The 26,572-nt window shown below is 73.2% G+C and carries 22 protein-coding genes and 1 tRNA gene; 10 read left to right on the top strand and 13 right to left on the bottom strand.

Translation table 11 applies throughout. The features are described 5' to 3' along the window. The first annotated feature begins 100 nt into the window (after positions 1-100). On the top strand, positions 101-1,732 hold the full coding sequence (locus EDD33_RS19175) for a peroxidase family protein (protein WP_123392699.1): 1,632 nt from the start codon (positions 101-103) through the stop codon (positions 1,730-1,732). 173 nt (positions 1,733-1,905) lie between these two features. On the opposite strand, the gene EDD33_RS19170 is transcribed toward EDD33_RS19175, so the two are convergent. The 12 genes from EDD33_RS19170 to EDD33_RS19115 all read right to left on the bottom strand — a co-directional run bounded on the left by EDD33_RS19170 (position 1,906) and on the right by EDD33_RS19115 (position 16,402). After that, the gene (locus tag EDD33_RS19170; protein WP_056542912.1) at positions 1,906-2,133 is read right to left on the bottom strand and encodes a hypothetical protein; all 228 of its coding nucleotides are present in this window, start codon (positions 2,131-2,133) and stop codon (positions 1,906-1,908) included. Next, positions 2,130-3,116, bottom strand: a complete 987-nt coding sequence (locus EDD33_RS19165) for an LLM class F420-dependent oxidoreductase (RefSeq protein WP_123392697.1) — start codon at positions 3,114-3,116, stop codon at positions 2,130-2,132. The genes EDD33_RS19170 and EDD33_RS19165 overlap by 4 nt, the downstream gene beginning before the upstream one ends. Then, the gene (locus EDD33_RS19160; RefSeq protein WP_246003617.1) at positions 3,113-3,790 is read right to left on the bottom strand and encodes an HAD family hydrolase; all 678 of its coding nucleotides are present in this window, start codon (positions 3,788-3,790) and stop codon (positions 3,113-3,115) included. Before EDD33_RS19160 ends, EDD33_RS19165 begins: the two co-directional genes overlap by 4 nt. 137 nt (positions 3,791-3,927) lie before the next feature. Beyond that, positions 3,928-5,376, bottom strand: a complete 1,449-nt coding sequence (eat, locus tag EDD33_RS19155) for an ethanolamine permease (protein WP_123392694.1) — start codon at positions 5,374-5,376, stop codon at positions 3,928-3,930. 103 nt (positions 5,377-5,479) lie between these two features. Continuing rightward, a complete protein-coding gene (locus tag EDD33_RS19150) occupies positions 5,480-6,454 on the bottom strand; it encodes an NADPH:quinone oxidoreductase family protein (protein ID WP_123392692.1) in 975 nt (324 codons plus the stop codon). Positions 6,455-6,501: 47 nt separating this feature from the next. After that, entirely contained in the window at positions 6,502-7,749 is a 1,248-nt protein-coding gene (locus EDD33_RS19145) for a M15 family metallopeptidase (RefSeq protein WP_123392690.1), read from the bottom strand. Positions 7,750-7,862: 113 nt separating this feature from the next. Beyond that, positions 7,863-8,441: a TetR/AcrR family transcriptional regulator gene (locus EDD33_RS19140; RefSeq protein ID WP_123392689.1), complete on the bottom strand. Its 579-nt coding sequence runs from the start codon at positions 8,439-8,441 to the stop codon at positions 7,863-7,865. A 38-nt stretch (positions 8,442-8,479) separates the two neighbouring features. Continuing rightward, on the bottom strand, positions 8,480-9,928 hold the full coding sequence (locus tag EDD33_RS19135) for a fatty acid desaturase (RefSeq protein ID WP_123392687.1): 1,449 nt from the start codon (positions 9,926-9,928) through the stop codon (positions 8,480-8,482). A gap of 202 nt (positions 9,929-10,130) precedes the next feature. Next, complete coding sequence (locus tag EDD33_RS19130) at positions 10,131-11,081, bottom strand: type IV toxin-antitoxin system AbiEi family antitoxin domain-containing protein (RefSeq protein ID WP_123392685.1); 951 nt, start codon at positions 11,079-11,081, stop codon at positions 10,131-10,133. 207 nt (positions 11,082-11,288) lie between these two features. Next, a complete protein-coding gene (locus tag EDD33_RS19125; protein WP_123392683.1) occupies positions 11,289-12,284 on the bottom strand; it encodes an alpha/beta hydrolase in 996 nt (331 codons plus the stop codon). Beyond that, positions 12,281-13,810, bottom strand: a complete 1,530-nt coding sequence (locus EDD33_RS19120; protein WP_123392681.1) for a flavin-containing monooxygenase — start codon at positions 13,808-13,810, stop codon at positions 12,281-12,283. Before EDD33_RS19120 ends, EDD33_RS19125 begins: the two co-directional genes overlap by 4 nt. 57 nt (positions 13,811-13,867) lie before the next feature. Next, the gene (locus tag EDD33_RS19115; protein ID WP_123392680.1) at positions 13,868-16,402 is read right to left on the bottom strand and encodes an ExeM/NucH family extracellular endonuclease; all 2,535 of its coding nucleotides are present in this window, start codon (positions 16,400-16,402) and stop codon (positions 13,868-13,870) included. A gap of 151 nt (positions 16,403-16,553) precedes the next feature. Here EDD33_RS19115 and ppgK point away from each other — a divergent pair, with 151 nt between their 5' ends. The 7 genes from ppgK to EDD33_RS19080 all read left to right on the top strand — a co-directional run bounded on the left by ppgK (position 16,554) and on the right by EDD33_RS19080 (position 25,049). Beyond that, the gene (ppgK, locus tag EDD33_RS19110; protein WP_056542937.1) at positions 16,554-17,297 is read left to right on the top strand and encodes a polyphosphate--glucose phosphotransferase; all 744 of its coding nucleotides are present in this window, start codon (positions 16,554-16,556) and stop codon (positions 17,295-17,297) included. Between the two features lie 36 nt (positions 17,298-17,333). After that, positions 17,334-18,524, top strand: a complete 1,191-nt coding sequence (locus EDD33_RS19105) for an acyl-CoA dehydrogenase family protein (protein ID WP_123392678.1) — start codon at positions 17,334-17,336, stop codon at positions 18,522-18,524. Beyond that, positions 18,521-19,450, top strand: coding sequence for an oxidoreductase (locus EDD33_RS19100; RefSeq protein WP_123392676.1), 930 nt, complete (start codon positions 18,521-18,523; stop codon positions 19,448-19,450). The genes EDD33_RS19105 and EDD33_RS19100 overlap by 4 nt, the downstream gene beginning before the upstream one ends. Before the next feature lie 178 nt (positions 19,451-19,628). Then, positions 19,629-21,845 (top strand): S8 family serine peptidase, encoded by a 2,217-nt coding sequence (locus EDD33_RS19095; protein ID WP_123392675.1) that lies wholly within the window; start codon positions 19,629-19,631, stop codon positions 21,843-21,845. A 123-nt stretch (positions 21,846-21,968) separates the two neighbouring features. Continuing rightward, positions 21,969-23,120 (top strand): glycoside hydrolase family 6 protein, encoded by a 1,152-nt coding sequence (locus EDD33_RS19090; RefSeq protein WP_123392674.1) that lies wholly within the window; start codon positions 21,969-21,971, stop codon positions 23,118-23,120. Positions 23,121-23,322: 202 nt separating this feature from the next. Then, positions 23,323-24,690, top strand: a complete 1,368-nt coding sequence (locus tag EDD33_RS19085) for a hypothetical protein (RefSeq protein WP_123392672.1) — start codon at positions 23,323-23,325, stop codon at positions 24,688-24,690. Further along, complete coding sequence (locus tag EDD33_RS19080) at positions 24,687-25,049, top strand: hypothetical protein (RefSeq protein WP_123392670.1); 363 nt, start codon at positions 24,687-24,689, stop codon at positions 25,047-25,049. The genes EDD33_RS19085 and EDD33_RS19080 overlap by 4 nt, the downstream gene beginning before the upstream one ends. A 95-nt stretch (positions 25,050-25,144) precedes the next feature. Here the strand turns inward: EDD33_RS19080 and EDD33_RS19075 are convergent. Further along, positions 25,145-25,228: transfer RNA gene (locus EDD33_RS19075), tRNA-Leu, on the bottom strand. Positions 25,229-25,347: 119 nt separating this feature from the next. Between EDD33_RS19075 and EDD33_RS19070 the strand changes: the two genes are divergently transcribed. Further along, positions 25,348-26,067, top strand: a complete 720-nt coding sequence (locus EDD33_RS19070) for an FHA domain-containing protein (protein ID WP_123392668.1) — start codon at positions 25,348-25,350, stop codon at positions 26,065-26,067. A 7-nt stretch (positions 26,068-26,074) separates the two neighbouring features. Beyond that, positions 26,075-26,572, top strand: coding sequence for an FHA domain-containing protein FhaB/FipA (locus EDD33_RS19065; protein WP_123392666.1), 498 nt, complete (start codon positions 26,075-26,077; stop codon positions 26,570-26,572).

The raw sequence follows: 26,572 nt of genomic DNA, 5'->3' as shown, positions 1-26,572 counted from the left end.
CGCGGCTGGTCCACACCAGTGGCGGCGTACCCCTCGCCGACCCTGGTCGTCGCAGGCCCGGTCCTGGTAGGCCTGGAGGGACCGGCGAGGGGAGCTCGGCATGGCACGGGAGCACGTCAAGCACGGGTCGGAGACGTTCTTCGTCCAGGGCGAGGGGGTGCTCACCACCCAGGTCGGCGGGCGCACCGGCGAGGAGGGCGACCCGCTCACCGAGGTCGCGAGCCCCCGCCCGGTCGCGGCCGCCCCGCTGGCCGCAAGGGCCGCGCCGCCGTTCCGCTTCTCCCGCCTCGGCCCCAAGGGCCCGGCGCTGCCGATCCCGCTGGCGCGCAAGCTCGCGCGCGCGATGACGGTCGGGGGCGGCGGCACGGCCGGCAACGTGCCGGCGGGCTACACCTACCTCGGCCAGTTCGTCGACCACGACCTGACCCTCGACAAGACCGACCTCATGACCAGCGGCGAGATCGACCCCGCCACGCTGCTCAGCGGCCGGTCGCCGTCGCTCGACCTCGACAGCCTGTACGGCGCGGGCCCGGGCAGCCCTGGCTCCGTCGGGTTCTACGCGCCCGACCGGATCCACCTGCGCACCGGCGACACCCAGCGCGAGGGCGACCTGCGCGTCAAGGTCGGCCGTGACCTCCCGCGGGTCGGCACCGGCCCGCTCAGCACGGCGCGCCGGGCCGACATCCCCGACCCGCGCAACGACGAGAACCTTGCGGTCGGCCAGACCCACCTGGCCTTCATCCACTTCCACAACCGGGTCGTCGACAAGCTCCCCCGGGGCACGCCGGAGGCGGAGAAGTTCCGACGGGCCCGGCGTCGGGTGACGCTGCACTACCAGTGGATCGTGCGCCACGACTACCTGCCGCGCATCTGCGACGCCCGGGTCCTCGACGACGTCTTCGACCGCGGCCGCAAGGTCGTCGAGCCCGACGCGACCGCGATGACGATGCCGACGATGCCGGTGGAGTTCTCCGTGGCGGCGTTCCGGATGGGCCACAGCATGATCCGCGACGCCTACAACTGGAACTCCGTGTTCTCCGACGGTGGCGGGTCGCTCGACCTGCTGTTCTTCTTCTCCGGCACCGGCGGCGACCTCGGCGGCAACAGGAGGCTGGTGAGCAGCTGGATCGCCGACTGGCGGCGGCTCTACGACTTCCCGGCGGGAGGGCGCCCCGGCCTGCCCGCGCCCGACAGCGGCGTCAACCGCGCGATGCGCATCGACACCCGCCTGACCGACCCGCTGTCGTTCCTCCCGGCCGGCAGCTTCGGCGGCGACGACTCGACGCCGCCCATGCAGCACAACCTGGCCTTCCGCAACCTGGTGCGCGGCTCCCTGGTGCGCCTCGCGACCGGCCAGCAGATGGTGACGCGACTGAAGAACGCCGGCGTCACCGTCACCCCGCTGACCCGGGCGCAGATCCTGGAGGGCAGGGGCGGCGCCAAGCTGGACCACCTCACCGACGCCGAGCGCAACGCCGTCGCCGCGCGCACCCCGCTGTGGTTCTACGTGCTGCGCGAGGCCGAGCTCAACAAGGGCAGGCTGACCGGGGTCGGCGCCCGCATCCTGGCCGAGACCTTCCACCGCGTCATCGAGGGCAGCCGGATCAGCATCGTCCGCGAGCCCGACTGGCGACCCAACGTCGTCAGCGCCACGAAGGGCGGCTTCGCGATGACCGACCTGCTGTTCCTCGCCTTCGGCGGCACCAAGGCCGGCCTCGCGCCGGTCGGCTGAGCGGGGGGCGGGCGGCGTACGGGGGCGGGGGGCGTCGTGCCGGGGCGTGGTGCGGGGGCGGCGTACGGGGGACGAACCGGGCGGCGCGCACGGGAAACTGCCCGCGAGATCGGACATCCCGGACGCCAGCGGGCAGTTTCACCGGCTAGCCGGTGAAACTGCCCCACCCCACCTCACAGCAGCTTGGCGACGTCCTCCCGCCCACCCCGGTCGTCGATGTGCTGGGCGAGGGTGTGGCGGGTCTCCTCGCTGACGTCGATGCCGGCCTCGGCGATGGCCTCGTCGAGCTCCTTGCGGATCATCTCGGGGGTGGCGGACTCCTCATAGGAGTTCACCCGGTCGTAGACGGCCTGGAGGACCTCCACGCGGGGGTCGTCGGAGGAGGGGACGGACTGCGTCATGACGATGCCTTTCTGAGCTTCTCGAGCAGGGGCTGGGCCACCTCGGCGAGGAAGGCCTCCTGGGTGTCGCCGCCGATCTGGACGAGGGCGACGTCGGTGAAGCCGTTCTCCCAGAACGGCCGCACCGCCTCCACGATCGCGTCGAGGTCGGGCCCGCAGGGGATCGACGCAGCGACGTCCTCGGGGCGGACGTACTGGGTGGCGCCGGCGAACCCGGCGGTGGTGGGCAGGTCGGCGTTGACCGACCAGCCGCCGGCGAACCAGCGGAACTGCTCGTGGGCGCGCTCGACGGCCGCCGACTCGTCGGCGTCCCAGCAGATCGGGATCTGACCCACGGCCCGGGCGCGCTCACCGACGCGGGGAGCGCCGTCGACGCCGTTCCACGTGGTGACCAGCTCGCCGTCGGGCTCGGTGGCGACCAGGTGGTCGGCCAGCGGCGCGAGCGCCTCGATGGCGCGCTCGCCGCCGGCGGCGACGCCGATGTCCACGCCGCCCTCGGGCAGGTCCCAGATGCGGGCGGAGTCGACCTGGAAGTACTCGCCGCGGTAGTCGGTGAGCTCGCCGGTGTGCAGCTCGCGGATGATCTCGATCGCCTCGCGCAGCATCGCCTGGCGGTCCTGCACGGCCGGCCAGCCGGTGCCGACGACGTGCTCGTTGAGGTTCTCGCCGCTGCCGAGGCCGAGGGTGAAGCGGCCCTCGGCGAGCAGCTGCACGGTCGCGGCCTTCTGCGCCACGACGGCCGGGTGGTAGCGCACGGTCGGGCAGGTCACGTAGGTCATCAGCCCGACCCGCGAGGTGGCGTGGGCGACGGCGCCGAGCACCGACCAGGCGTACGGCGCGTGGCCCTGCGCCGCGAGCCAGGGCGAGTAGTGGTCGCTCATCACCTCGAAGTCGAAGCCGGCGTCCTCGGCGCGCACGGCGTGGTCGACGAGGGCGCGCGGCCCCGCCTGCTCGGTCATCAGGGTGTAGCCGAAGGACGTCATCGTGGGCTCCTCGAGGGGGTCGGTCCGGACGGGGCGACCGGGCGCAGGTGCTGCTCCCAGTCGAGGTCGAGCAGGTCGGCGGGGGTCCCGGCCACGTGCACGGCGCCGGCCTCGGTCAGCTCGGCCTCGCCGAAGCCGCCCGAGCGGAGCGCGACGCACGCCAGGCCGGCGGCGGTCGCCGCCTGCACGTCGTACGGCGTGTCCCCGACCATCACGGCGCGCGCGACGCCGAGCCTCGACAGCGTCACCTCGAGCAGGTCGGGCTCGGGCTTGGAGGCCTCGACGTCGTCGTTGGTGACCAGCACGGCGACGTCGTCGCGCACGCCGAGGGAGGCCAGCGCCTTCTCGGCGAACTGCGGCTCGCCCGAGCTCGCCAGCGCGACGCGCCAGCCGTCGGCGGCCAGCGCCCGCACCAGGTCGCGGGCGCCGGGGAGCGGGTCGACCTCGGCCTCGAGCTCGGCGTACTCCTCCTGCCAGGCCTCGCGCAGGTCGTCGCCGAGCCGTTCCTCGACCGCGTCGCCCGCCACCTCGCCGACCAGCTTGTCGCCGCCCATGCCGACGGTGGGGTGGATCCGCCAGAGCGGGAAGTGCAGCTCGTGGCGGTCGAAGGCGCGCTGCCAGGCCACCGCGTGGTGGTAGGTCGAGTCGACGAGGGTGCCGTCGACGTCGAACACGACGGCGGCGTCACGCTGGGGGGAGGTGATGGTGGGCTCCTACGGCGGGGGGTCGGCCCCGACCGAGTACCCACCCGCGCCCGGCCTGCGCAGGCCGATTCGACTCAAGCGGCCCCGGCCGCCGCGCGCTGCCGCGATCAGTGCAGGTCGGACTCGCCGCTCTCGATCGCGGCGAACTCCTCCTCGGGCGCGGAGGCGACCAGGTGGTGCCGGCTGTAGAACCAGAAGTACGCCAGCGCCAGCACGAACACCCCGGCGGTGATGCCGGCGGCGCGCTCGTCGACGAAGAAGGTCGCGACCACGGCGACCACGCTCAGCACCAGGGCCACACCGGTCGTCACGACCCCGCCCGGCGTCCGGTAGGGCCGCTCGAGGTCGGGCTCGCGCCGGCGCAGCAGGATGTGGCTGAGGTTGAGCAGCACGTAGGAGACCGTGGCGCCGAAGACGGCGATGTTGATCAGCAGGGCGCCGGCGTCGGCGCCCATGTTGGCCTCGAGGACGCCGGCCAGCACGAAGCCGATGGTGCCCGGCACCAGCAGCGCGACCCAGGGGGTCTTGCGCGACGAGGTCAGCGACATCACGCGCGGCAGGTAGCCCGCCCGGGAGAGCGCGAACAGCTGGCGGGAGTAGGCGTAGATGATCGAGAAGAAGCTGGCGACCAGGCCCGCGAGACCGGCCCAGTTGACGAAGTCGGCGAGCAGCGAGTCCTCCCCGCGCACCGCGCGGATCGCCTCCGGCAGCGGGTTGTCGCTCGCGCGGATCGTCTCCGAGCCCGCCGAGCCCGGGAGGATGAACAGGATCAGCGCCGCGAAGAGCAGCAGCGTCAGCATCGCCGCGATGATGCCGCGGGGCATGTCGCGCGCCGGGTTGTCGGTCTCCTCGGCCGCCAGCGGCACCCCCTCGACGGCGAGGAAGAACCAGATGCCGTAGACCAGCGCGGCGACCACGCCCGCGAAGCCCATCGGCAGGAAGTCGCTGGCCCCGGCCGCGCCCGTGGGGGCGATGTCGAGCATGTTGGAGGTCGAGAACGACGGCAGCAGCCCGACCAGCGCCGCGACCAGCGCCACGACGGCGATCGCGGTGATGGCGAACATCAGCTTCAGCGCCTCGCCGACGCCGTAGAGGTGGATGCCGATGAAGACCAGGTAGGCGATCGCGAACACCAGCCAGCCGCTGGTCAGGCCGAACAGGCCGAGCGCCTCGACGTAGCCCCCGATGAAGACCGCGATGGCTGCGGGAGCCACGGCGTACTCGATGAGGACGGCCATGCCGGTCGCGAAGCCGCCGAGCGGACCCATCGCCCGCCGCGCGAAGCCGTAGCCCGCGCCGGCGACGGGCAGCGCCGAGGACATCTCGGCCAGGCCGAAGACCATGCAGGTGTACATCAGGCCCATCAGCAGCGTGGCGATCAGCAGACCGCCCCAGCCGCCCTCGTCGAGCCCGAAGTTCCAGCCCGCGAAGTCGCCGGAGATGACGTAGCTGACCCCGAGGCCCGCCAGCAGCACCCACCCCGCGGCGCCCCGCTTGAGCTTGCGGTGCTCGAGGTAGCTGTCGTCGACCCCGCGCTCGTCGTACGTGGACGCCATCGTCGCCTCCTGGGCATGGATCGGTTCCGGGGCCCGAGCCTGGGGGTGAGTCTGGGCCCGTGGGGGGACCCGGTCAAGGACCCGGCCCACGCCGCGGAGGTGGCTAGAAGGTGACGACCGACTTCCCGAGCGTGCGGCGCTCGGCGAGGTCGGTGAGCGCGCGGCCGAACTCGGTCACGTCGTACGTCGCCCCGATCGGCGGGTCGATGACGCCGGACTCCATCATCGGCAGCAGCTCGTCCCACTGCCAGCGCATGTAGCCGGGTCGCGCCATGGCGTAGGCGCCCCAGCCGACGCCCCGGACGTCGACGTTGTTCAGCAGCAGCCGGTTGACCTTGACCTGCGGGATGGTGCCGCCGGTGAACCCGACCACCAGCAGCCGGCCCTCGGGGGCGAGCGAGCGCAGGGAGTCGGTCATCAGGTCGCCGCCGACGACGTCCATGACCACGTCGACGCCGCGCCCCTCGGTCAGCTCCTTGACCGCGTCCCGGAAGCCGTCGACGAGCACCACCTCGTCGGCGCCGGCGCGACGGGCGACCTCGGCCTTCTCCTCGGTGCTGACCACGGCGATGGTGCGGGCGGCGTACCCCTTGGCGACCTGGATGGTGGCGGTGCCGACGCCGCCGGCGGCGCCGTGCACGAGCACGGTCTGGCCCTCGCGGAGGTCGCCGCGCACGGCGAGCGCGAAGTGGGCGGTGAGGTAGTTCATCGGCAGCGCCGCGCCCTGCTCGAAGCTCAGGGAGTCGGGCAGCGGGAAGACGCTCTCGGCGCCGCAGGCGACGACCTCGGCGGCACCTCCCTGGCCCAGCACCGCCGCGACGCGGTCACCGGCCGCGAGGCCGGAGCCCTCGGGGGCCGAGCGCACCACGCCGGCGAAGTCGACGCCGAGGGTGAAGGGGAGGTCGGGCTTGAGCTGGTACTCGCCCTTGCTCAGCAGCAGGTCGGGGAAGGAGATCCCCACCGCGTGGGTCTCGACGAGCACCTGGGGTCCGAAGGGCCCGTCGGCCTGCGGCTCGTCGACCTCCTCCACGGTGATGGCGTCGGGTCCGTCGAGGCTGGTGACTCTCACTGCGCGCATGCAGGGGAGGCTAGCGGTGGGACCGACGCCGACGGTGGTCGGTCGGGTCAGTTCTCCTTGATCTTGGAGAGCTCGAAGTGCATCGGGTCGGTGTAGTTCCAGTCGCCGCCCCAGGCGAAGCCCCAGCGCTTGAAGATTGTGACCACCTGGCGGTCCATCGCCCCCGCGATGCCGCGGTAGTTGTCGGCCGCGTTGAGGTCGATGGCGGTGCCGTAGGTGTGGAAGCTGAGCCCCCGCGACGGGTCGCGGCCGATGAACCGCGGCACGTAGCAGCCGTCGTAGGTGTAGATCTTGCTCGACAGGCCCTGGGTGACGATCTCCTCGAGGGCGCCCTTGAGCTGCGGCAGCATCACGCGGTGGCCGGTGACGCGACCGATGATCGGCATGGTCTCGGTGCGGATGTTGGCCGCCACCCAGCGGGGGTCGGGCGCCACCGTGCCGTCGGAGTTGGCGCGGTAGGAGAACGAGCCGATCGCCTGCGCCGCCGAGCCACCGGAGAGCACCACCGTCTGCTTGGCGTTGATGTCGAGGTCGGGGCCGAGGATCAGGATGCTGGCCCCGTCGCCGGCGGCGGCCTGCAGCTTCTTGCGGACCTTCTGGGGCGAGGTGGAGCCGAGGCCGACGAGCGCGGCGTTGCCGAGCTTCATGCCGAGCTCCTCGCCCCACTTGAGGTTGACGACGGCGTCGATGCGGCGGGCGACGGTCTCGGGCAGCAGTCCGGCGTAGGCACCGATGTGGATGCGCTGCGAGTCCGACTCGTTGCCGATCTCGATGAAGCCGTCCTTGCTCTGCAGCTTGCGACCCATCTTGGGCTCCACCGCGATCTCGCCCCCGGCCACCCGGTCCCACACCGCCTGCGTCTGCGCGGTGCCGGCCATCGTGAACCGGCGGAAGGTGCCCGGGTCGACGGCGGCGTAGGTCACCTGGGCGTCGTCGACGTAGAACGACGCCAGCGCGATCGGCTCGACCTGCTGGACGCCCGAGATGTCGAGCATCTTCTCCACCGCCCCCTTCTCCAGGGGCCCCTTGCCGTAGACGAGGAAGTCCGAGGAGCGCAGTGCGCCCTCCAGCTCACCGGGCGGGTCGACCGCCATGTCGGGATCGGCCGCCGGGGCAGCGCCCTCGGAGCTCCCGCCCTTGCCGCCGGGCGTGGTGCCGGCCGTGGTCGGGGCCGAGGCGCGGCGCTGGTCGTCGCCGGCCGAGCTCCCGCACGCCGTGGTGACCGCGCCCAGGCCGAGCATGGCGAGCAGCGGACGGCGTCCGACACCGGCTCCGCTCTCGTGCTCCTCGCACATCTGCTCCGACCCTCCCCAGGGCACCCCTCACCGGCAGCGGGGGCGTCGTGGGCCGAGCCTAACTCGCCAGTAGCAAGGCGGTCAGGTGTTCTCACCGCGGGACCAGCAGGTGGTCACGCGGCGAGGACGCGCTCGGCGATCCAGGCGATCGTGGCCGCGGTCTCGCGGGGCTCGCCGGCGGGTTGCATCACGTGGCTGAGCACGAGTCGGATCACCATGTCGACCATGACCTGCATCCGCTCGCGGTCGAGCGGGACGTCGTAGCGGCGTACGTGCTCACCGATGACGGCACCGGCGGCGTCGAGCAGCGCCTCGGAGTGCGTGGTGAGCAGCGGCAGCAGGTCGGACTCCGCGCCCTGGCTGCTGCGCACCACCATGTGGAGCAGCGGGTCGGTGCGCGCCAGCTCCAGCACGTTGACCGCCGCCGCCTCGATCGCACGGACCAGGTCGGCCGGGTTGTCGGAGAACGCCGCGTCCACGCGCGCCAGGAAGGTCTCCAGCTCGCGCAGGATCATCGCCTCGGCGAGCTGCGGCTTGCCGCCGATCTCGTTGTAGACCGTCTGCCGGCTCACCCCGACGAGCTCGGCCAGCTTGGCCATCGTCAGCGCGCTCCAGCCGCGCTCGGCGGTGAACTGCGCCGCCGCCCCGAGCAGCCGCTCCCGGTGGGAGACGGGGGCGACGAAGGGGCGCATGCCCCTCAGCCTAGGTGCCCGCTGCGCGAGCCCCGTCCTCACGACCCCGTCAGGCGCCCGGCGTCCACGGGCACGAAGTCGACCTTCTCGCGCACGCCGCAGTCCGGGCAGCACCAGGAGTCGGGCACGTCGGCCCAGGCCGTGCCGGCGGCGAAGCCCTCGTGCTCGTCGCCGCGCTCGACCTCGTAGGTGTAGCCGCAGCCGGGGCACTGCGCCGCCAGCACCTCGTCGGCGGCGGCCAGCGCGGCCGCGTCGGCGGCGTCGCGCGCGGCCTTCTCCTGGGCGGCCCGGGTGTCCGCGGCGTACCGCGCCAGGATGCGCTCGCGCTTGCGCGGCTGCAGGTTGGCGCGGGTGATGTCGCCGTCGAAGTGGGCCAGCACGCGCGGGTCCATCACGCGGCGCCACAGCGGGGGCGCGACAGCGAGCACGATCATCCCGGCGTAACCCGTGGGCAGGACCGGGGACTCCTCGAAGTCGCGCAGCGTCTGGTAGCGACGGGTGGGGTTGGCGTGGTGGTCGCTGTGGCGCTGCAGGTGGTAGAGCAGCACGTTGGTGGCGATGTTGTTGCTGTTCCAGCTGTGGCTGGGGTCGACGCGCTCGTAGCGCTCGCGGTGGCCGACGCCGACCTTCTGGCGCAGCATCCCGTAGTGCTCCATGTAGTTCACGACCTCGAGCAGCGTGAAGCCGACGACGGCCTGCACCACGAGCAGCGGCAGGACCTGCCAGCCGAGCACCGCGACCATCGCGCCCCACAGGACCACCGACATCAGCCACGCGTTGAGCACGTCGTTGCCGAGCCGGAACGGGTGCTGGTGCTTGCGGGCGTACCGCCGCTTCTCCAGGCGCCAGGCGCTCTTCAGCGACCCGACCACGGTGCGCGGCCAGAAGGCGTAGAACGTCTCGCCGAAGCGGCTGCTCGCGGGGTCCTCGGGGGTGGCGACGCGGACGTGGTGGCCGCGGTTGTGCTCGATGTAGAAGTGGCCGTAGAAGCTCTGCGCCAGCGCGATCTTGGACAGCCAGCGCTCGTGGCTCTCCTTCTTGTGGCCGAGCTCGTGGGCGGTGTTGATGCCGATGCCGCCGATGCAGCCGATCGAGACGGCGACGCCGATCTTCTCCCAGGTGCCCAGGGGGTCCACCCCCAGCCACTCGGGGTGGGAGATCCACACGAACGCCATCACGAAGCCGGCGTACTGGATCGGGAGGTAGGCGTAGGTGATCCACCGGTAGTAGCGGTCGGCCTCGAGCCGCTCGATCACGTCGTCCGGCGGGTTGGTGCGGTCGAGCCCGGCGATCAGGTCGATGGCCGGCACGACCACGAGGATCACGATCGGCCCGATCCACACCCACACCGGCCAGTCGGTCAGCCGGTGCATCACGAACGCGACCAGCGCCAGCGACGGCACCACCAGCCCGATCAGCCACAGCCGGCGCTTGCCGTCCTGCCACTCCTCGGTTGACCCCTGCGGGACCGTCGCGCTGCTCGCCATCGCCTGCTCCTCTCATTTGACATCTGAGGGCCAGATGTCAAAGGAATGGACAGGAACGTAGCGTTTGTACAGAAGTTCGACAAGGGGTTCTCGAATGTAAAGCGGGGCAGTTTCACCGGCTGGCCGGTGAAACTGCCCGTCAAGAGCGGCACATCGGACATCAGCCGCCGGCTTCGCCTGCCCGACCGCCCGATCTGTCTGTTCAGGCGGCAACCGGACCACCGGCCAGCGCCGCGGCGATGCGAGCCACCAGGCGGCCCGGATCAGCCAGGTCCCTCCAGGTGACGCGAATGCAGCGCCACCCCGTACGCCGCGCGATGTCCTCCTCGCGCCGTTTCTCCCGGAGCACGACGTCCACCACCGACTCCCCGGGACGCAGGTAGCTGACGTACTTGTCCCGGCCGTCGAACTCAAGCCACACCCCGAGCTCGGGCCACGCCAGGTCCAGCCGGTAGAGCACCCGATCGCCGGTCGTCACCGGGAACTGCGGCACGGGGGACGGCAGCCCACCTCGCCACAGCAGGTAGCGCAGGCGCGTCTCCCCGACGGACTCCGAGCGGCCGTCGGCCAGCGACAGGGTCAACCCGGTCGTCAGGGACCCTGGTCTGTAGGGCATGTCGCGTCTCCGTCGGAGGAGGTCCTCCTTGCTGACCTCGCCCCGGTGCAGCAGGTGGTCGACGACGACGAGCGCCCGCTCGACACCGGTGATGGTCGTGAGGTCGAGACAGGTGCGCGCTGGGGAGGTCACCAGGATGCCCCCAGACATGACGAGGTCCTCCTGGACGTAGGAGTGGTGGTGCTGGCAGACACCGGCCTCCCGACGGCCGCCGCGGCCGTCGAGCCGGAGGAGGTGGACGTCGTCGAGGGCGATCCCCCACACGGGGCATCCCATCGCCAGCGCAGCCGAGGTGTGCGACAGCGCTACGTCGGAGCACGCCGCCCGGACGGAGCACCTGGCGCGGAGGAGGTGCCGCCCGGCCTGGTCGAGGGAGCGCCAGTGCGAGCGCCGCGTGTAGGCGCCGTGGCGGACGCGATGAAGGACCCCCTCGCGGCGCAGCCTCGCCAACGCCTTGTCGCCCAGGCCGCACGCCAGCGCGTCACGGCGGAGGAAGAAGAGGTCGTCGCCGAGCAGCTCGTCGATGAGGTCGTCCACGCCAGCAGCGTGGTCGACTCACCGTGGAACGACAGTCCTTCTTGCCGGCCTGTGGACACGTCGCCGCGTCGGGGAGGCTGTGGATGCCAGGTGGCGCTTCACACCACGCGGCGTACGCCTGGTCCGACTGGCTCGAAACGGACAGTCACGCAGCTGAAACTGCCCGCGTCCGTCCGATTCGCCCCCTTCGTCGGGCAGTTTCACCGGCTAGCCGGTGAAACTGCCCTCCCCCAACCCGTGCTCCCGCAACCACCGCCCCACCCGGTCGTACGCCGCGGCGCGCGGCGTGGGGAGGGAGAGGAAGACGTCGTGGCGGGCGTCGTCGAGGACGGCGACCTCGACCTCGCCGCCGAGGCAGCCGGCCCAGCGCGACATGTGCTCGACGTCGAGGACGATGTCGGCGCGGTCGCTGGTCTCGGAGTACGCCGAGGAGAAGTCGCTGCGCCGGGAGCGGAGGACCAGGGAGGGGACGCCGACGTCGAGGCCGCGGTGGAGCCGGGCGTGGCCGCGGCGTACGGCGTTGAGCCAGCCCCACGTGACCGGGCAGCCCTCGAGCGGCTTCATCGCCGGGTCGAAGTCCCACTCGCCGGTGCCGCTGGTGTGCAGCGAGGGGCCGTAGATGCTGAGCCCCGCGGTCAGCTCCTGCAGCGGCCGCACCTTGCTGAGCAGGCGCAGCGCCTGGGTCACCGGACCGCGCTGCAGGTCGGTGCCCTGCAGGTCGAACCACGGGCTGTTGAGCACGAGGCCGGCGACGGGACCGACGTCACCGAGCCGCCGACGGCGCCGGTCCAGCCACAGCGGGGTGATCAGCCCGCCGGTGGAGTGGGCGAGGACGACGACGGGGAGGCCGGGGTGCTCCTCGACCACGACGGCCAGGGCCGCGTCGAGCTCCTCGTCGTGGCGGGCGAGGTCGGTCGTGTAGTGGGCGGTCTGCCCCTCGCGCCGCGCCCGCCCGGACTTGCGCAGGTCGACGGCGAGGAACGCCAGCCCGTGGGCGGCGAAGAAGTCGGCCAGGTCGGTCTGGAAGAAGTAGTCGGTGAAGCCGTGGACGTAGAGCACGGCGCCACGGACCTCGTCGGCCTCCCGCGGCGTACGACGCACCACGACCGCGGCGACCTCGCCCTCGCCGTCGGGGTCGGGCCCGAGCTCGAGGGTGCGCTGCTCGTAGCCGTCCCCGAGGACGTCCGGCTGCCAGCCGCTCACGCGACGGACTCCGAGGAGGCCGACGCGGTGGCGGCCCCCGGCAGCGCGGCCCGCGTCACGACCTTCAGCTCGCGGTCGAGCTCGCCGTGCAGCGTCTGCCGGCGGTCGATCGGGTAGCTCTGCGTGATCAGCCACGGCCGCCGGTGCCCCTGCTGCGGCAGCTGGTGCGCGGAGCGCTTGATGTAGCCCGAGGCCAGGTCGAGCAGCGGCTGCGGGCGCAGCTCGCCGTCGGGCTCCGGGACGACGTACGCCGCGTCCCGCTCGCGCATCAGGTTGAGCACCCGCGTCGCCAGCACCCCGGTGACGTCGGCCCGCAGCGTCCACGAGGCGTTGGTGTAGCCGATGACCCGCACGTAGTTCGGCACGCCGGTCACCATCGCGCCGCGCCACATGAACTCCTGCCCCAGGTCGACCTCCTCACCGTCGACGGTGAGCGCGATGCCGGCGCTCACGTCGAGGCTGAGCCCGGTCGCGGTCACGATCACGTCGGCCTCGAGCACCCGCCCGGACGAGAGCCGGATGCCCTCGGGCACGACGGAGTCGATGGTGTCGGTGACGACCTCGGCGTCGCCGCGCTTGATGGCCTTGAACAGGTCACCGTCGGGGACGACGCACAGCCGCTGGTCCCAGGGGTCGTACGGCGGGGCGAAGTTGTCGGCCGCCGCCTCGGCGTTGAGGTGACGCGCCACCCCGCTGGCCAGGACCTTCTTGCCGAGCTCGGGGAAGCGCCGGAAGAACGCGTAGGTGCCGGCCTGGTAGGCGATGTTCTTGACCCGGATCGCGCGGTAGGCCGCCATCTCGGGCAGGAAGCGCTGGGCGAGCCCGGCGAGCTTGTCGCGACGGGGCAGCGCCGCGATGTAGGTCGGGGTGCGCTGCAGCATCGTCACGTGCTCGGCCTCGCCGGCGACCGACGGCACGATCGTCACCGCGGTGGCGCCGGAGCCGACGACCACGACCTTCTTACCGGCCAGCGACAGGTCCTCGGGCCAGAACTGCGGGTGCACGACCTCGCCCGCGAAGTCGTCGATGCCGGTCAGCTTCGCGTCGTACGGCGCGTCGTAGCTGTAGTAGCCGTGGGACCCGACGACGAAGTCGCAGGTCAGCTCCGCCGGACCCGACGGCGTCTCGACGCTCAGCGTCCACACCCCGGCGCCCGTGTCGAAGGCGGCCCCGACGACCTGGGTGGAGTAGCGGATCTTCTCCTCGATGCCGAACTCCGCGGCGGTGTCCTTGACGTACTGCAGGATGCCGGGGCCGTCGGCCAGCGCCTGGTCGCCCTCCCACGGGCGGAAGGTGAACCCGAAGGTGAAGATGTCGGAGTCCGAGCGGACGCCGGGGTAGCGGAACAGGTCCCACGTGCCGCCCATCGACTCGCGTCCCTCGAGGATCAGGTAGTCGCGGTCGGGGCACTCGGTCTGCAGCCGGTAGCCCGCCCCGATGCCCGACAGGCCGGCGCCGATCACGACGACGCCGACGTGGTCGGGCAGGGTCCGGGACGTGCCGGTGGCGGCGGGTGAGGTCGTCATGCCCCCATGATGCCCGGCGCGGCTACCGGTCGGTAGGTGCGTCCGGTCACCGTCGCGCTACCGGCCCGTCCCACGCCCCGGCCGCGGGTCCAGCCCGACGACGAGGGGGTCGTGGTCGGAGGAGCGGTAGGGGTCGGGGGCGAAGAAGTCGGTGGCGTTGTAGTTGTAGCGGCTGTACTCCAGGGCCACCGACTCGACCGCGTTGAGGTTCCACACGTGGGCGCCGGTGACGGTCCGCATCGCCGCGGGGTTGCCGAGCACGTGGTCGAGCGAGCCCACCCGACCGTCGAAGAGGTAGGTGAACTCCTCGGGTGCGCGGTCCGAGCCGATGTCGGTGTAGCCGGCGTCGTAGAGCACCTGGAGCGGGTCCTCCTGGGTGTAGGCGTTCAGGTCGCCGGCCAGGAAGACGCGACCGGTGGGGACGGTGGACTCCATCTCCCCGGCGAAGCGCACCAGCTCGCGGGCCTGCGCGACCCGGGCCAGGTTGGACGCGCCCTGGCCGGTGTCGCCGTCGCCCGGGGCGCCGGAGCCCTTGGACTTGAAGTGGTTGACCACGAGCATGAACCGGCTCTGCGGCCCGCCGCTGCGGCGCGGCTCGAAGGCCTGGGCCAGCGGGTCGCGGGCGTTGTCGAACGTCGGCACGTCGTCGATGACCGACTCCCCGACCGGGCGCACCGCGTCGGGACGGTAGACGAAGCCGGTGCGGATGACGTCCTCGTCCTCCTGGGCGGCCGGCGAGTCGGCCGAGCCCGGCGAGCGGACGTAGTCCCAGGTGCCGACGCCGGCCGCGTCGTTGAGCGCGCCGGTGAGGGTGGCCAGGGCGGCGTCGCGGTCGAGGCCGAACTTCGCGGAGTTCTCCAGCTCCTCCAGCGAGACCACGTCGGCGTCGAGACCGTTCAGCGCCGCCACCAGCTTGGCCTGCTGGCGGGCGAGGTCGTCGGCCTGCGCGGCACCACGCGGCCCGTCCCCGCCGGCGGCGGTCTCGCAGCTCCTCACCGTGTCGGGGTTGCCGGCCCGGTCGGTGTAGTAGTCACAGTCCCCGCCGGCGGCCTCGACGTCCTCCCCGGTGGTGGTGAAGTAGTTGAGGACGTTGAACGACGCGATCCGCACCCGGCCGCCCACCGGCTCGGGCGCCGAGGTGCGGGTGTCGGCGACGCGCACCGGCAGCGGGTCGGTGGCGGTCAGCTGGTCGGTGGGCTGGAGCCGCCAGGCGTCGAAGCGGTAGTCCAGGACGACGGGCTGCTCGAAGGACACCGGCGCCCCGACCCGGAGCTCGCGGTCCTGGGTCAGGTAGGGCAGCGGGGTGTCCTTCGCGGTGAGGAAGTTGGTGGTCGCCCCGTCGTCGAGCGTGACCGCGCGGGCGGCGTTGTCCTCGACCACCGCGCGGATCTCGGCGGCGTCGGCGGGGTCGGCCACCTCGGTGGGCTGGAAGAGGGGGGTCGTGCCCGAGGCGAGCCCGAGCTCGGCGTACTGGTTGAGGGCGTAGTTGTCGGCGACCGTGAACGGTCCCTGCGGCGCCAGCAGCATGCCCTCGAGCCGCTCCCGCTCGGCGTCGGTGCGCGGCCAGCCGGTGGCGGTGGGGGTGACGGCCGCCGCGCCGGGGAGGTCGGCGACGTCGGCCGCCGACCCCGGCGTCAGCTGGGTCATGCCCTGGTACTCCGAGACGCGCCCGGTCACCTGCACGTGGTCGCCCACGGCGACCTCGCGCGTCGCGGCGGAGCCGTAGACGAACAACGCGTCCGAGGCGGTCCGCGCACCGGTGGCGCCGCCGGTCCCGGCGGTCTGCAGGAAGAAGCCGTTGAAGCCCCCCGTGGGGTATGCCGCGGTGACGACGCCGGTGGTCCGCACCTGCCGGCCGGCGAGCGGGCTGGTCGTGCCGGTGCCCTGGACCTCGGCGACGGTGGCGTCGGTGGCCGGGGCGGGCGGCTCGGGTGTCGACCCGGCGGGCGCGGCGTCGGGCGTGGGTGCGCCGACCCCGAGGTCGGCGGCGTTGTCGTCGGTGTCCTTGCCGGCGGCGTCACGGGCCAGCGAGGTGCCGGCCGAGCCGGCCGGGGCGGGCGCGTCCTCGAAGGTGTTGCTGGTGCCGTAGCCCACCAGGTCGACCACCCGCGGGTCGCCCGTGAGCGAGCCGGTGGGCGGCGTGGTCAGGGGCGTCGTCCCCCGGGCCAGGAAGACGGTGCCGGACCCGGCGGCCAGGGCCGTGCTGCCGCTGGCGTCCGGCGTGGGCAGCGGCGCGGCGGAGGTGCTGCTGCCGCTGCCGCTGAGGCCGACGAGGTAGCGACCGCCGGCCGGCACGGTGCCGGTGAGCGTCGTGACGCCCGAGGGTGCGGCGGCCCCGGTCGCCGAGCGGTACTGCACCGACAACCCGTCGACCGACAGCGGCGCCGAGGTCGGGTTCAGCAGCTCCACGAAGTCGCGGGCCACGGTCGAGCTCGCCGAGCCGCCCCCGCCGTACACCTCGGAGACGACCAGCTGGTCGCCGGCGGGCGCGGCGCCGGCGGGCGTCGCCAGGAGTGGGACGACACCGACGGCGAGCGCGGCCAGGGTCGGCAGGACGAAGGGGCGCAGCAACGGGCGCGGGGCAGGGCGCATGGGGAGACTCCTCGAGAACGTGACGCCGCCCGAGATGGGGCGCCACCGCCGTCGTCCTTCCTATCCCGGTCCGCCCGGTTCGGGGAGGTCTGGGCGGTTAACGTTTCGGCAACCATGGGCATCACGACGGCGCCCGGCTAGGTTGTCGCGCATGGCAGACCCCATCGGCATCGACTTCGGCGGCAGCGGCATCAAGGCGGCTCCCGTCGACCTGGCCACCGGGGAGTTCTCCGCCGAGCGCGAGCGGATCGACACCCCCGAGAAGTCCACCCCCAAGGCGGTGGCCAAGGTGATGGCCGAGCTGCTCGAGCGCTTCGAGGACACCACCAGCCCGGTCGGGGTCACCATCCCGGGCGTGGTCCGCACCAACGGGGTCGTGGCCTCGGCCGCCAACATCGACTCCGACTGGATCGGCACCGACGCCGACGACCTCCTGGCCAACGAGCTCGGCCGCGAGGTGCACGCGATCAACGACGCCGACGCCGCCGGCCTGGCCGAGGCCCGCTACGGCGTGGCCCACCACCGCCCCGGCCTGGTCATCGTCACCACGCTCGGCACCGGCATCGGCTCCGCGCTGCTGTACGACGGCGTGCTGATCCCCAACTCCGAGCTCGGCCACCTCGAGATCGAGGGCCACGACGCCGAGAAGCGCGCCGCCAACTCGGCCCGCAAGGGCGAGGACCTCTCGTGGGAGAAGTGGGCCGGCCGGCTCACCACCTACTACCGCACGCTGGAGCGGCTGTTCTCCCCGCAGCTGTTCGTGGTGGGCGGTGGCGTGAGCAAGCACGCGGCCGAGTTCATGCACCTCATCGATGTCGAGACCGAGATCATCTCGGCCACGCTGCGCAACACCGCGGGCATCGTCGGGGCCGCCGCCCTCGCCTCGGAGCGCTGAGCCCGCCGGCTGGATTCCCGGGCTAGGTTCGGGGTCATGCCGGCGACCCGCGTGCTCCCCACCGAGGAGGCCACCGCGCTCCTCGGGCTGACCCGCGACCTGTGCGAGGGCGAGCTGCTCCCCCGCGTGGCCGAGGCCGAGGCCACCGAGACCTTCCCGCGCGAGGTGTTCCGCACCCTGGGCCGCGCCGGTCTCCTCGGTCTGCCCTACGACGAGGAGCTGGGCGGCGGCGGCCAGCCCTACGAGGTCTACCTGCAGGTCGTCGAGGAGATCGCCAGCGTGTGGGCCAGCGTCGGGGTGGGGGTCAGCGTCCACGCACTGTCCTGCTTCGGGCTCGTCACCGCCGGCACGCAACAGCAGCGCCAGCGCTGGCTGCCCGACATGCTCGGCGGCGAGCTGCTGGGCGCCTACTGCCTCTCCGAGGCCCACGCCGGCTCCGACCCGAGCGCGATGCGCACCCGCGCCCGACGCGAGGGCGACGACTACGTCGTCGACGGCGCGAAGGCGTGGACCACCCACGGAGGTCACGCGGACTTCTACAAGCTGATGGCCCGCACCTCCGAGGAGCGCAACGGCATCTCCTGCTTCCTCGTCCCGGCCGACACGCCGGGCCTGGTGGCGGACCCGCCGGAGCACAAGATGGGCCTCACCGGCTCGGCCACCGCCACGATGCGCTTCGAGGGCGCCCGGGTGCCCGCGGACCGGCTGCTCGGCGCCGAGGGCGACGGGCTCACGATCGCGCTGTCGGGCCTCGACGCCGGCCGGCTCGGTATCGCCGCGGTGGCCGTCGGCCTCGCCCAGGGTGCGCTCGACCACGCGGTGGCCTACGCCAAGGAGCGCCAGCAGTTCGGCCAGCGGATCATCGACTTCCAGGGCCTCGGCTTCCTGCTGGCCGACATGGAGGCCGCGGTGGCGAGCAGCCGGGCGACGTACCTCCACGCGGCGCGGCTCAAGGACCGCGACCTGCCCTTCTCCCGCGAGGCCTCGGTGGCCAAGCTCGTGGCCACGGACGCCGCCATGAAGGTGACCACCGACGCGGTGCAGGTGCTCGGCGGCTACGGCTACACCCGCGACTTCCCGGTCGAGCGCTTCATGCGCGAGGCCAAGGTGACCCAGATCTTCGAGGGCACCAACCAGATCCAGCGCCTGGTGATCGCCCGGTCGCTCGCCCGGGGCGGCACCGGCGCGCTCCTCACCGACCCCACCCCTCCGAGAGGCACCGCATGAGCACCCCCACCCGCACCCCGCACCTCGCCCGCTTCGGCCCCGACGACCTCCCAGACCTGACCGGACGGCGGGTCGTGGTGACCGGCGCCAACTCCGGCATCGGGTTCCACGCCGCGAAGGCGTTCGCCGCCCACGGCGCCCACGTCACGCTCGCCTGCCGCAACCTCGACTCGGCCCGCGAGGCGCAGGGCCGGCTGACCGGCGACACCGAGGTCGCCGAGCTCGACCTGGCCTCGCAGGAGTCCGTGCGCGCGTTCGCGCAGGCCTGGCAGGGCCCGCTCGACCTGCTCGTCGCCAACGCCGGCGTGATGACGCCGCCGCGCTACCGCGAGACGGCCGACGGTCACGAGCTCCAGTTCGGCACCAACCACCTCGGCCACTTCGCGCTCACCGGACGGCTGCTGCCGCGGCTCCTGGAGGCCGAGGCCCCGCGTGTCGTCGCGGTCTCCTCGATCGCCCACCACCGGGGCGACGACTCCGTGCTCGAGGGCAACCCGGGGGCGACGTACAGCTCCAACAAGGCCTACGGCAACTCCAAGCTGGCCAACCTGCTGTTCGCCCACGAGCTGCAGCGCCGCGCCACCGCGGCGGGCAGCCGGCTCACCGTCACCGCCTGCCACCCCGGCGTCTCCAACACCGGCCTGGTGACCAGCCCCGACGGCCTGGGCTCGCTGCCCGGCGTCAAGCAGCTCGCCCCGCTGGTGATGCCCCTGGTCGTGCAGTCCTCCAGGGCCGGGGCCAACCCGACGCTGTGGGCCTCGACGTACGCCGCTCCGGGCTCCTACACCGGCCCGACCGGGCTGATGGAGAGCCGCGGTCGGCTCGGCGAGGCCAAGCAGAGCCGCTGGGCCCGCGACGCGGGGCTCGCGGCCCGGCTGTGGGAGGTCTCCGTCGGGCTGACGGGGGTCTCGCCCGAGCTGGGCTGAGCCCCCGCGTTCGGACACGAGTCGGTCACGACCTGCCCCCGGCCCTTCCCGGGAGCCGTGACGGCGACCTAGTTTCACGGGACAACCATCGGTACGGCTCGGGTCCGCGGGGGTGACCGGGTCGTGCCCTGTCACCGGGAGCACGATGAACCGACGTACACCTCGCCAGCTGTCCGCCGTGGCGGCCGCTGCCGTCCTCGGGCTGAGCACCGCCGCCACGGGGGTCGCCCTCACTGGTCCGGCCGACGCGGCGGACCCCGCCGGCGGGTCCGGCACCACCCGCCAGGCCACCTCCGACGTCCGCTCCTCGTCCGGCGCCGACACCAGCACCGCGATCCTGCGGCTCTCCCGCGACCCCGTCGCCACCGACCCGAGCACCGCCCCGGCCGCCGGCAAGGGCCTCGCCCTCGGCACCACCAAGGCCAGGAACGTCCGGGCCCGGCTGGCGGCCCAGCGCAACGACCTGCGCGCCTGGCTGCGCGGCAACGCCCCGGCGGCCACGGTCGTGGGCGAGTACGACATCGCCCTGAACGGCGTCGCGGTCCGGCTCAACGGCACCCCGCTCGCGACCCTCGCCGGCGCCCCCGGCGTCGCCCAGGCGGGGTACGCCGCGACGTACGCCCCCAGCGTCACCGACCCCGACCTCGAGCGCATCGACGCCGAGGCCGCGTGGGCGATCGCCGAGCCGGGCGCCCCCACGCGGGCCGGCGAGGGCGTCAGGATCGGGATCGTCGACACCGGCATCGACGCGACCCACCCGTGCTTCCGCGCGACCGGCTACCCCGCCCAGAAGCAGCTCGGCGACACCCGGTTCACCAACGACAAGGTGGTCGTGGCCCGGGTCTTCGCCAACAAGGCGGCCCAGCAGGGGCTCACCCCGGAGGCGGTCCAGGACCACGGCACCCACGTCGCCGGCACCGCCGCCTGCAACCCCCGCACCCCGGCCTCGGTCGACGGCGCGAAGATCCCCTACGCCCCCAGCGGCGTCGCCCCGCGAGCCCTGCTCGGCAACTACAACGTCTTCCCCGGCGACATCGACAACGCGCGCAGCGAGGACATCCTCGACGCGTTGCAGGCCGCCGCCGAGGACGGCATGCAGGTGCTCAACATGAGCCTCGGCGGCAGCGCCTCTGGCAACCAGGACCTGCTCACCACCGCCGTGGACAACCTCGACAGGGCCAACATCGTGGTCGCGGTCGCGGGCGGCAACGAGGGCCCCGGCCACTTCACGATCGGCTCCCCCGGCTCCGCCGAGCGGGCGCTGACCGCGGGCGCGTCCTCGGTCGGCCACTACACCGGCGTCCCGGTGTACGCCGGCACCGCGGCCACCGGCACCCCCGTGAGCGTCACCGCCACCGGCGACTTCGCGATCCCGACGACGCCGCTCACCGGCACCCTCGTCCCGGCCGGCGGCACCTCCGCGCTGGCGTTCGGGGACGGCTGCGAGGCCGGCGACTTCACCGCCTCCACCACCGGCGCCATCGCCCTCGTGGCGCGCGGCACCTGCAGTTTCGGCACCAAGGTCGCGACCGCCGAGAAGGCCGGCGCCGTCGGCACGATCGTGGTCAACAACGTGCCCGGCGACCCGGTCGCGATGGCCGCCGACGCCGCCGCCCCGGCGACGATCCCGGCCGTGATGGCGCCGTACGCCGACGCCACGGAGCTGGCCGGCCTGGCCGGCGGACCCGTCACGATCGGCGTCACCCCGGCGTACGTCGACAGCGGCAACGACGACATCATGGGCGACTTCTCCAGCCAGGGCCCGACCGACGTCAGCTACCGCGTGAAGCCCGACGTGACCGCTCCCGGCGTCAACATCCTCTCCTCGCTGCCGCAGTCCTTCTGCGACCCGCTGCCCGCCGAGGGCTGCTGGGGCTTCATGCAGGGCACCTCGATGGCCACCCCGCACCTCGCCGGATCCGCCGCCGTGGTCCGCCAGGCCCACCCCGGGTGGAGCGCCGCCCAGGTCCGCTCGGCCCTGGTCAACACCTCCGCGACGGGCGTGCTGAAGCAGTCCACCGCCGTCACCGCCCTCGAGACCGACCCGCTCGTGACCGGGTCCGGGCTCGAGGACCTCGACGCGGCCGTCGGCGCCCGGCTGGCGCTGTCCTCGGTCAGCACCTCCTTCGGCGCGGTGCCCTCGGGCAGCGGCCAGGCGCTGACCCGGACGCTGACGGTCACCAACCTGACCGCGGCGCCGGTGACCACGCCGGTCTCAGTCACCGGTGACCCCGCCTTCCGGGTGTCGGCCAGCACGCTGACGGTCCCGGCCGGCGGCTCGGCGAGGCTGACGCTGACCTACGCCCCCGGCAAGGCCACCACCACGGGTGACCGCTCGGCCACGCTGCGCCTGGGCTCGGTGGCCCACAGCGTGCTCTACGCGTTCGCCCGCTAGCGCCACCGCACGACCGCACCACCTCCGGAACGGCCGGGGTCCAGCACCTGGTGGACCCCGGCCGTACCGACATTTGCTACGAATATCCTGCATTCCCGTCTCGAAACGCGCACGCTGGAGCGCATGACCTCTCGTGGACGCTCCTCGCGCACCTCCCGGTGGGCCGCCGTCGCGGCCACCGCCGCCCTCGCCCTGGTCGGCTCGCTCCTCGCCCAGCCGACCGCGGGCGCCGAGGACCGGCCCACCGTCGACGCCCCCGCGCTCTCGCCCGCGCTGGGCGCCGCGCTGACCGCGCTCGACACCGGCGACAACCCGTTGGCGGGCCGCCGGTGGGGCGTCTACAAGGGCAACGGCGACCAGTCGTGGGCGCCGTACGTCAAGGCGTCGGGCACCGAGAAGACGCTGCTCGGCAAGATCGCGCTGCGTCCGAAGGCGAAGTGGTTCGGGGGCTGGATCCCCCACGGCGAGATCGCCAAGAAGGTCGACGCCTACATCGCCAACTCCACCGGTGGCGACCCCGACGTGCTGGTGCAGATGACGGTGTTCCGGATGAAGCCGTGGGAGCACGAGGCGTGCCGCCGGCTGCCCACGGCGGCCGAGCAGGCGTCGTACAAGCAGTGGGTCGACCGGTTCGCCGCCGCCGTCGGCGACGCCCACGTCGCCCTGGTGCTGCAGCCCGACGGCCCGTTCGCACTGTGCGTGCCGGGCAGGTCCCTCGTCCCCTCGCGGCTGATCGCCTACTCGGCCAAGAAGTTCTCCGCGCTGCCGAACACGGCCGTCTACATCGACGGCGGCGCCTCGGACTGGCCCGAGGACGACCCGTCGAAGGCCGTGGACTTCCTGGTGCCCGCCGGCATCGCCCACACCCGCGGCTTCGCGCTGAACTCCACCCACTACACCTCGGTGGGCAGCGACATCGCCTACGGCGCCGCGATGGTCCGCGAGCTGACCCGCCGCGGGATCCCGGGCAAGCACTTCGTCGTCGACACCGCCAAGAACGGCAAGCCGTTCACCTGGAAGCAGAAGCGCAGCAGCAACTTCGACAACTCGCCGGTCTGCCGCTCCCGCACCGACACCCGCTGCGTGACGCTGGGCATCCCGCCGACGGTCGACGTCACCAACACCCGCTGGGGCCTCAGCGCCACCAACCGCACCCACGCCCGCAACCTGGTCGACGGCTTCCTCTGGTTCGGCCGGCCCTGGCTCTACATGCAGGCCGACCCGTTCGTGAAGAGCCGGGCGCTGCAGATCGTGCGCACCTCGCCCTGGCACTGACGGCCCGGCCGCTGGACGCCGGGCGAGCTAGACCAGTTCGGCCCGGTTGCGGAAACCGCTCCGGGGAGGGGCCCCCTGCCGCTTCAATCACGCTGTCTCGGCAGCGTCCTCCCCGTGGTGCACGTCGCCGCTCGGACGCTGGGCCGCCCGGCGGGCGGCCCCCCGCCACACGCCCCGGAAACGGGTCTCTCGAGGAGCGCACATGCACGCCACCACCCCCCGTTGGGAGCGTGCCGCCACCCTGACCTGGAGCGTGCCCGCCGCGGTCGTCGGCGGCCTCGGTGTCGCCGTGATGCTCGCGGTGCTCGCCCTGGGCCTGACCGGGTCCCTGGACTCCCTGCTGCAGGACACCACCCCGGTGAAGGGCCTCGCCCTCGCGCTGGTGCCCACGCTCGCCCTCGCGCTGGCCACGCTGACCGGCATGATCACCGGCACGACGGTGGTCGCCTCCCTGGTGCGCGACAGCCTCGCCGGCCACCGCGGCCGGTACGCAGCCGGCTGGGCCCGCGCCTGGCGGACGCTGCCGAAGGTCCTTGCCCTCGGCGCGGTCGGCGTCCCCGCGGTGGTGCTCGGCGTCGTGCTGTGGCCGGCGCTGAGCGTCGCGGTCCTGGCCCGCGCCGCCTGGCGGCTGCGCAGCCCCGAGTCGCGTGCCGACACCGAGAGCAGCCCTGGCGCCGGCCTGTGGCTCGCGTTCCCGTTCGCGGTCGCGCTCGCCGTCCTCGCCGCGCTCCCGACCACCTGGAGCCACCTGGTCACCGGCGCGACGCTGCGCGACGCGGTCCGTGCCGCGGTGACCGCGACCCTGCGCGCCCGCCTGGGCGCCCTCGCGGTCGTCGGCGTACTCGGCCTGGTGAGCTGGGGCCTCGGCGCCCTCGGCCTGAGCCGCACGGCCGCGCCCGGCGCCAGCACGGGCGAGTTCGCGACCGGCACCGCGGTGCTCGGTGTCACGGCCGCCCTCCTGCTCGCCGTCGCCGGCTCCCTGCTCGGGATACTCGCGCACACCCGGTCCACCGCTCCCCCCGCCAGGCCCGGGCCGGAGCGGATCTCTCCGGCAGCCGCCTTCGGTCGCTTCTGGCGTCCGAACCGGCTCGCCGCGACCGCGTCCACGCTGGTCGTGGCGCTCCTGGCGCCCATCCTGGCCGGCGCCGTCGGCGCCGCCGCGTCCGCGTGGGTCGAGGAGTCCGAGACCGACTTCGTCGTCAACACGCTCACCGACTCCACCACCATCCCCGCGACCGCGTGCGTGGACGCCGCCCCGTGCAGCGTCCGCGCGGCACTGTCCAGGGCCGCGACCGCCGCGGCCGTCGGCGACCCGGCCGTCGTCCGGTTCGCCGTCGAGGGCCGGATCGACCTCGTCGCCACCCTGCGCGTCGGCAGCGGGGTCACGATCAACGGCAACGACGCCATCACCCTGAACGGCCAGCGCGCCCGCCGGGTCCTGGAGACCTTCGCCGCCTCGCGCGACGAGGGCCCCCGCGTCACCTTCACCGTCAACGGTGTCGACCTGTCGTCGGCATCGCCGAGGGCCTCTCGGCTCTGGGCGTCGAGGGCGCCGGCATCGAGAAGATGAAGGACGTCGGGAACGCGATCCAGTCCGGTATCGACATGGTCAACGCGGTCGCGGACTGCACGCAGACGTGGGCGACCGGCGACGGCGCTCCCCCGTTCAGCCCGGGCAACGACCACGCCGACAACGCGATCGGTGTCGGCACCGACCTTCTCGGCGACGCGATCGACGGCGACAAGAGGATCAACCACGCCGGCGGCGCGGTGCTCGAGGCGTACGCCCTGACGACGATGTTCGCGACCGGCCTGGAGGCGTACCTGCAGGAGCCGGCCGAGTCGTGGGCCAACATCGTCGACATCGGCTCGTGCGTGGAGCAGAAGGGCCGCGACGTCGGGAACGCCGTGGTGAAGGTCGGCCGCTAGGGACGCCGCCCGGCCACACCGGGCCCGGGTCCCCGGAAGCAGTCGAGCCCCCGACCGGTGACCCGGTCGGGGGCTCAGCTGGTTGGTGCAGACGGTGCGCGAGGGGGGAGTTGAACCCCCACGCCCTTTCGGGCACACGGACCTGAACCGTGCGCGTCTGCCTATTCCGCCACTCGCGCGTGAAGCAGGCGTCAGGTTATCCCACGCGCGGCCCACCGCCCAAACCGGCCCCGGGTGGGCCGACCCGGCCCGCTACGATCGCACCTCCGCGTCCCGAGCATGGTGGAGAGGAGTCAGCATGAGTGCGTTGCAACGCTTCGAGAACAAGCTCGAGCAGCTGGTCTCCGGCGTGTTCGCCCGCACCTTCCGCAGCGCCGTGCAGCCGGTCGAGATCGCCTCGGCGCTGGCCCGCGAGGTCGACAACTCCGCCCAGATCCTCAGCCGGGACCGTCGGCTGGTGCCCAACGACTTCCACGTCGAGCTGGCCGACACCGACCACGAGCGGCTCGACGCGCTCGGCCCACAGCTGACCCGCGAGCTGACCGAGATGCTGCGCGAGCACGCCGCCGACCAGTCCTACGTCTTCACCGGACCCGTCTCCATCACCCTGGAGCAGGCCGACGACCTCACCACCGGGCGGTTCCGGGTCCGCAGCGCCTCCCACTCCAGCTCCCGCCTGGCGGGCGGCGACCCCACCCCCACCGCCGTACGCCGCGCCACGGCCTCGCTGCTCCTCCACGGCGAGGCGGTGCCGCTCGCCCCGCCCGGGCTGGTCCTGGGCCGGGGCAACGACGCCGACCTGCGCATCGACGACCCGGGGGTCTCGCGCCGGCACGCCGAGATCCGGGTGGAGGCGCCGCAGGAGCCCGACGGCGAGCCGCGCGTCTCGGTGATCGACCTGGGCAGCACCAACGGTGTGTCGGTCAACGGCAAGCGCGTCGAGCAGGCGAGGCTCACCGACGGTGCCACCATCAGGATCGGCACCACGACCATGTCCCTGCGGCTGCGACAAGGATGAGCCCTAGTTGTCCGAGCTGACTCTCGTCCTGATCCGCTTCGCCTACCTCGCGATCCTGTGGATCCTGGTGCTCTCGTGCATCTCGGTGATCCGCTCCGACATGTTCGGGGCCCGGGTCGCGCGCGAGGGCGCCCGCGGCGGCGGCCGGCCGCAGCGCCCCGACAAGCGGTCGGAGAGGCGCGCGCGCTCCAAGCCGGCCAAGGCGCGGCGCGGGGCGCCGACCCAGGTCGTCATCGTCGAGGGCGGCAACCAGGGCGAGACGGTCTCCCTGGAGGACGCCCCGCTGCTGATCGGGCGCGGCACCGACGCCGCCATCCGACTCGACGACGACTACGCCTCCACCCGCCACGCGCGCATCGCCAGCTCCGGCGAGCAGTGGTACGTCGAGGACCTCGGCTCCACCAACGGCACCTACGTCGGCACCAGCCGCATCACCCAGCCCACCGCGATCCAGCTCGGCACCCGTGTCCGCATCGGCAAGACCGTGCTGGAGCTGCGCAAGTGA

Origin of the sequence: Nocardioides aurantiacus, assembly GCF_003752505.1 — a bacterium.
Taxonomy (GTDB): domain Bacteria; phylum Actinomycetota; class Actinomycetes; order Propionibacteriales; family Nocardioidaceae; genus Marmoricola; species Marmoricola aurantiacus.
The sequence above is the reverse complement of the archived record's forward strand: the minus strand, read 5'-3'. Positions and strand labels throughout refer to the sequence as shown.

Bases quoted from the DNA above. Each gene is read 5' to 3' on its own strand.
- EDD33_RS19070 (WP_123392668.1), top strand. From the start codon at position 25,348: ATGAGTGCGTTGCAACGCTTCGAGAACAAGCTCGAGCAGCTGGTCTCC.
- EDD33_RS19080 (WP_123392670.1), top strand. From the start codon at position 24,687: ATGAAGGACGTCGGGAACGCGATCCAGTCCGGTATCGACATGGTCAAC.
- EDD33_RS19165 (WP_123392697.1), bottom strand. From the start codon at position 3,116: ATGACGTCCTTCGGCTACACCCTGATGACCGAGCAGGCGGGGCCGCGC.
- ppgK (WP_056542937.1), top strand. From the start codon at position 16,554: ATGGCAGACCCCATCGGCATCGACTTCGGCGGCAGCGGCATCAAGGCG.
- EDD33_RS19135 (WP_123392687.1), bottom strand. From the start codon at position 9,928: ATGGCGAGCAGCGCGACGGTCCCGCAGGGGTCAACCGAGGAGTGGCAG.
- EDD33_RS19145 (WP_123392690.1), bottom strand. From the start codon at position 7,749: ATGTGCGAGGAGCACGAGAGCGGAGCCGGTGTCGGACGCCGTCCGCTG.
- EDD33_RS19150 (WP_123392692.1), bottom strand. From the start codon at position 6,454: ATGCGCGCAGTGAGAGTCACCAGCCTCGACGGACCCGACGCCATCACC.
- EDD33_RS19140 (WP_123392689.1), bottom strand. From the start codon at position 8,441: ATGCGCCCCTTCGTCGCCCCCGTCTCCCACCGGGAGCGGCTGCTCGGG.
- EDD33_RS19120 (WP_123392681.1), bottom strand. From the start codon at position 13,810: ATGACGACCTCACCCGCCGCCACCGGCACGTCCCGGACCCTGCCCGAC.
- EDD33_RS19085 (WP_123392672.1), top strand. From the start codon at position 23,323: ATGCACGCCACCACCCCCCGTTGGGAGCGTGCCGCCACCCTGACCTGG.
- EDD33_RS19115 (WP_123392680.1), bottom strand. From the start codon at position 16,402: ATGCGCCCTGCCCCGCGCCCGTTGCTGCGCCCCTTCGTCCTGCCGACC.
- EDD33_RS19170 (WP_056542912.1), bottom strand. From the start codon at position 2,133: ATGACGCAGTCCGTCCCCTCCTCCGACGACCCCCGCGTGGAGGTCCTC.
- eat (WP_123392694.1), bottom strand. From the start codon at position 5,376: ATGGCGTCCACGTACGACGAGCGCGGGGTCGACGACAGCTACCTCGAG.
- EDD33_RS19100 (WP_123392676.1), top strand. From the start codon at position 18,521: ATGAGCACCCCCACCCGCACCCCGCACCTCGCCCGCTTCGGCCCCGAC.
- EDD33_RS19175 (WP_123392699.1), top strand. From the start codon at position 101: ATGGCACGGGAGCACGTCAAGCACGGGTCGGAGACGTTCTTCGTCCAG.
- EDD33_RS19090 (WP_123392674.1), top strand. From the start codon at position 21,969: ATGACCTCTCGTGGACGCTCCTCGCGCACCTCCCGGTGGGCCGCCGTC.
- EDD33_RS19105 (WP_123392678.1), top strand. From the start codon at position 17,334: ATGCCGGCGACCCGCGTGCTCCCCACCGAGGAGGCCACCGCGCTCCTC.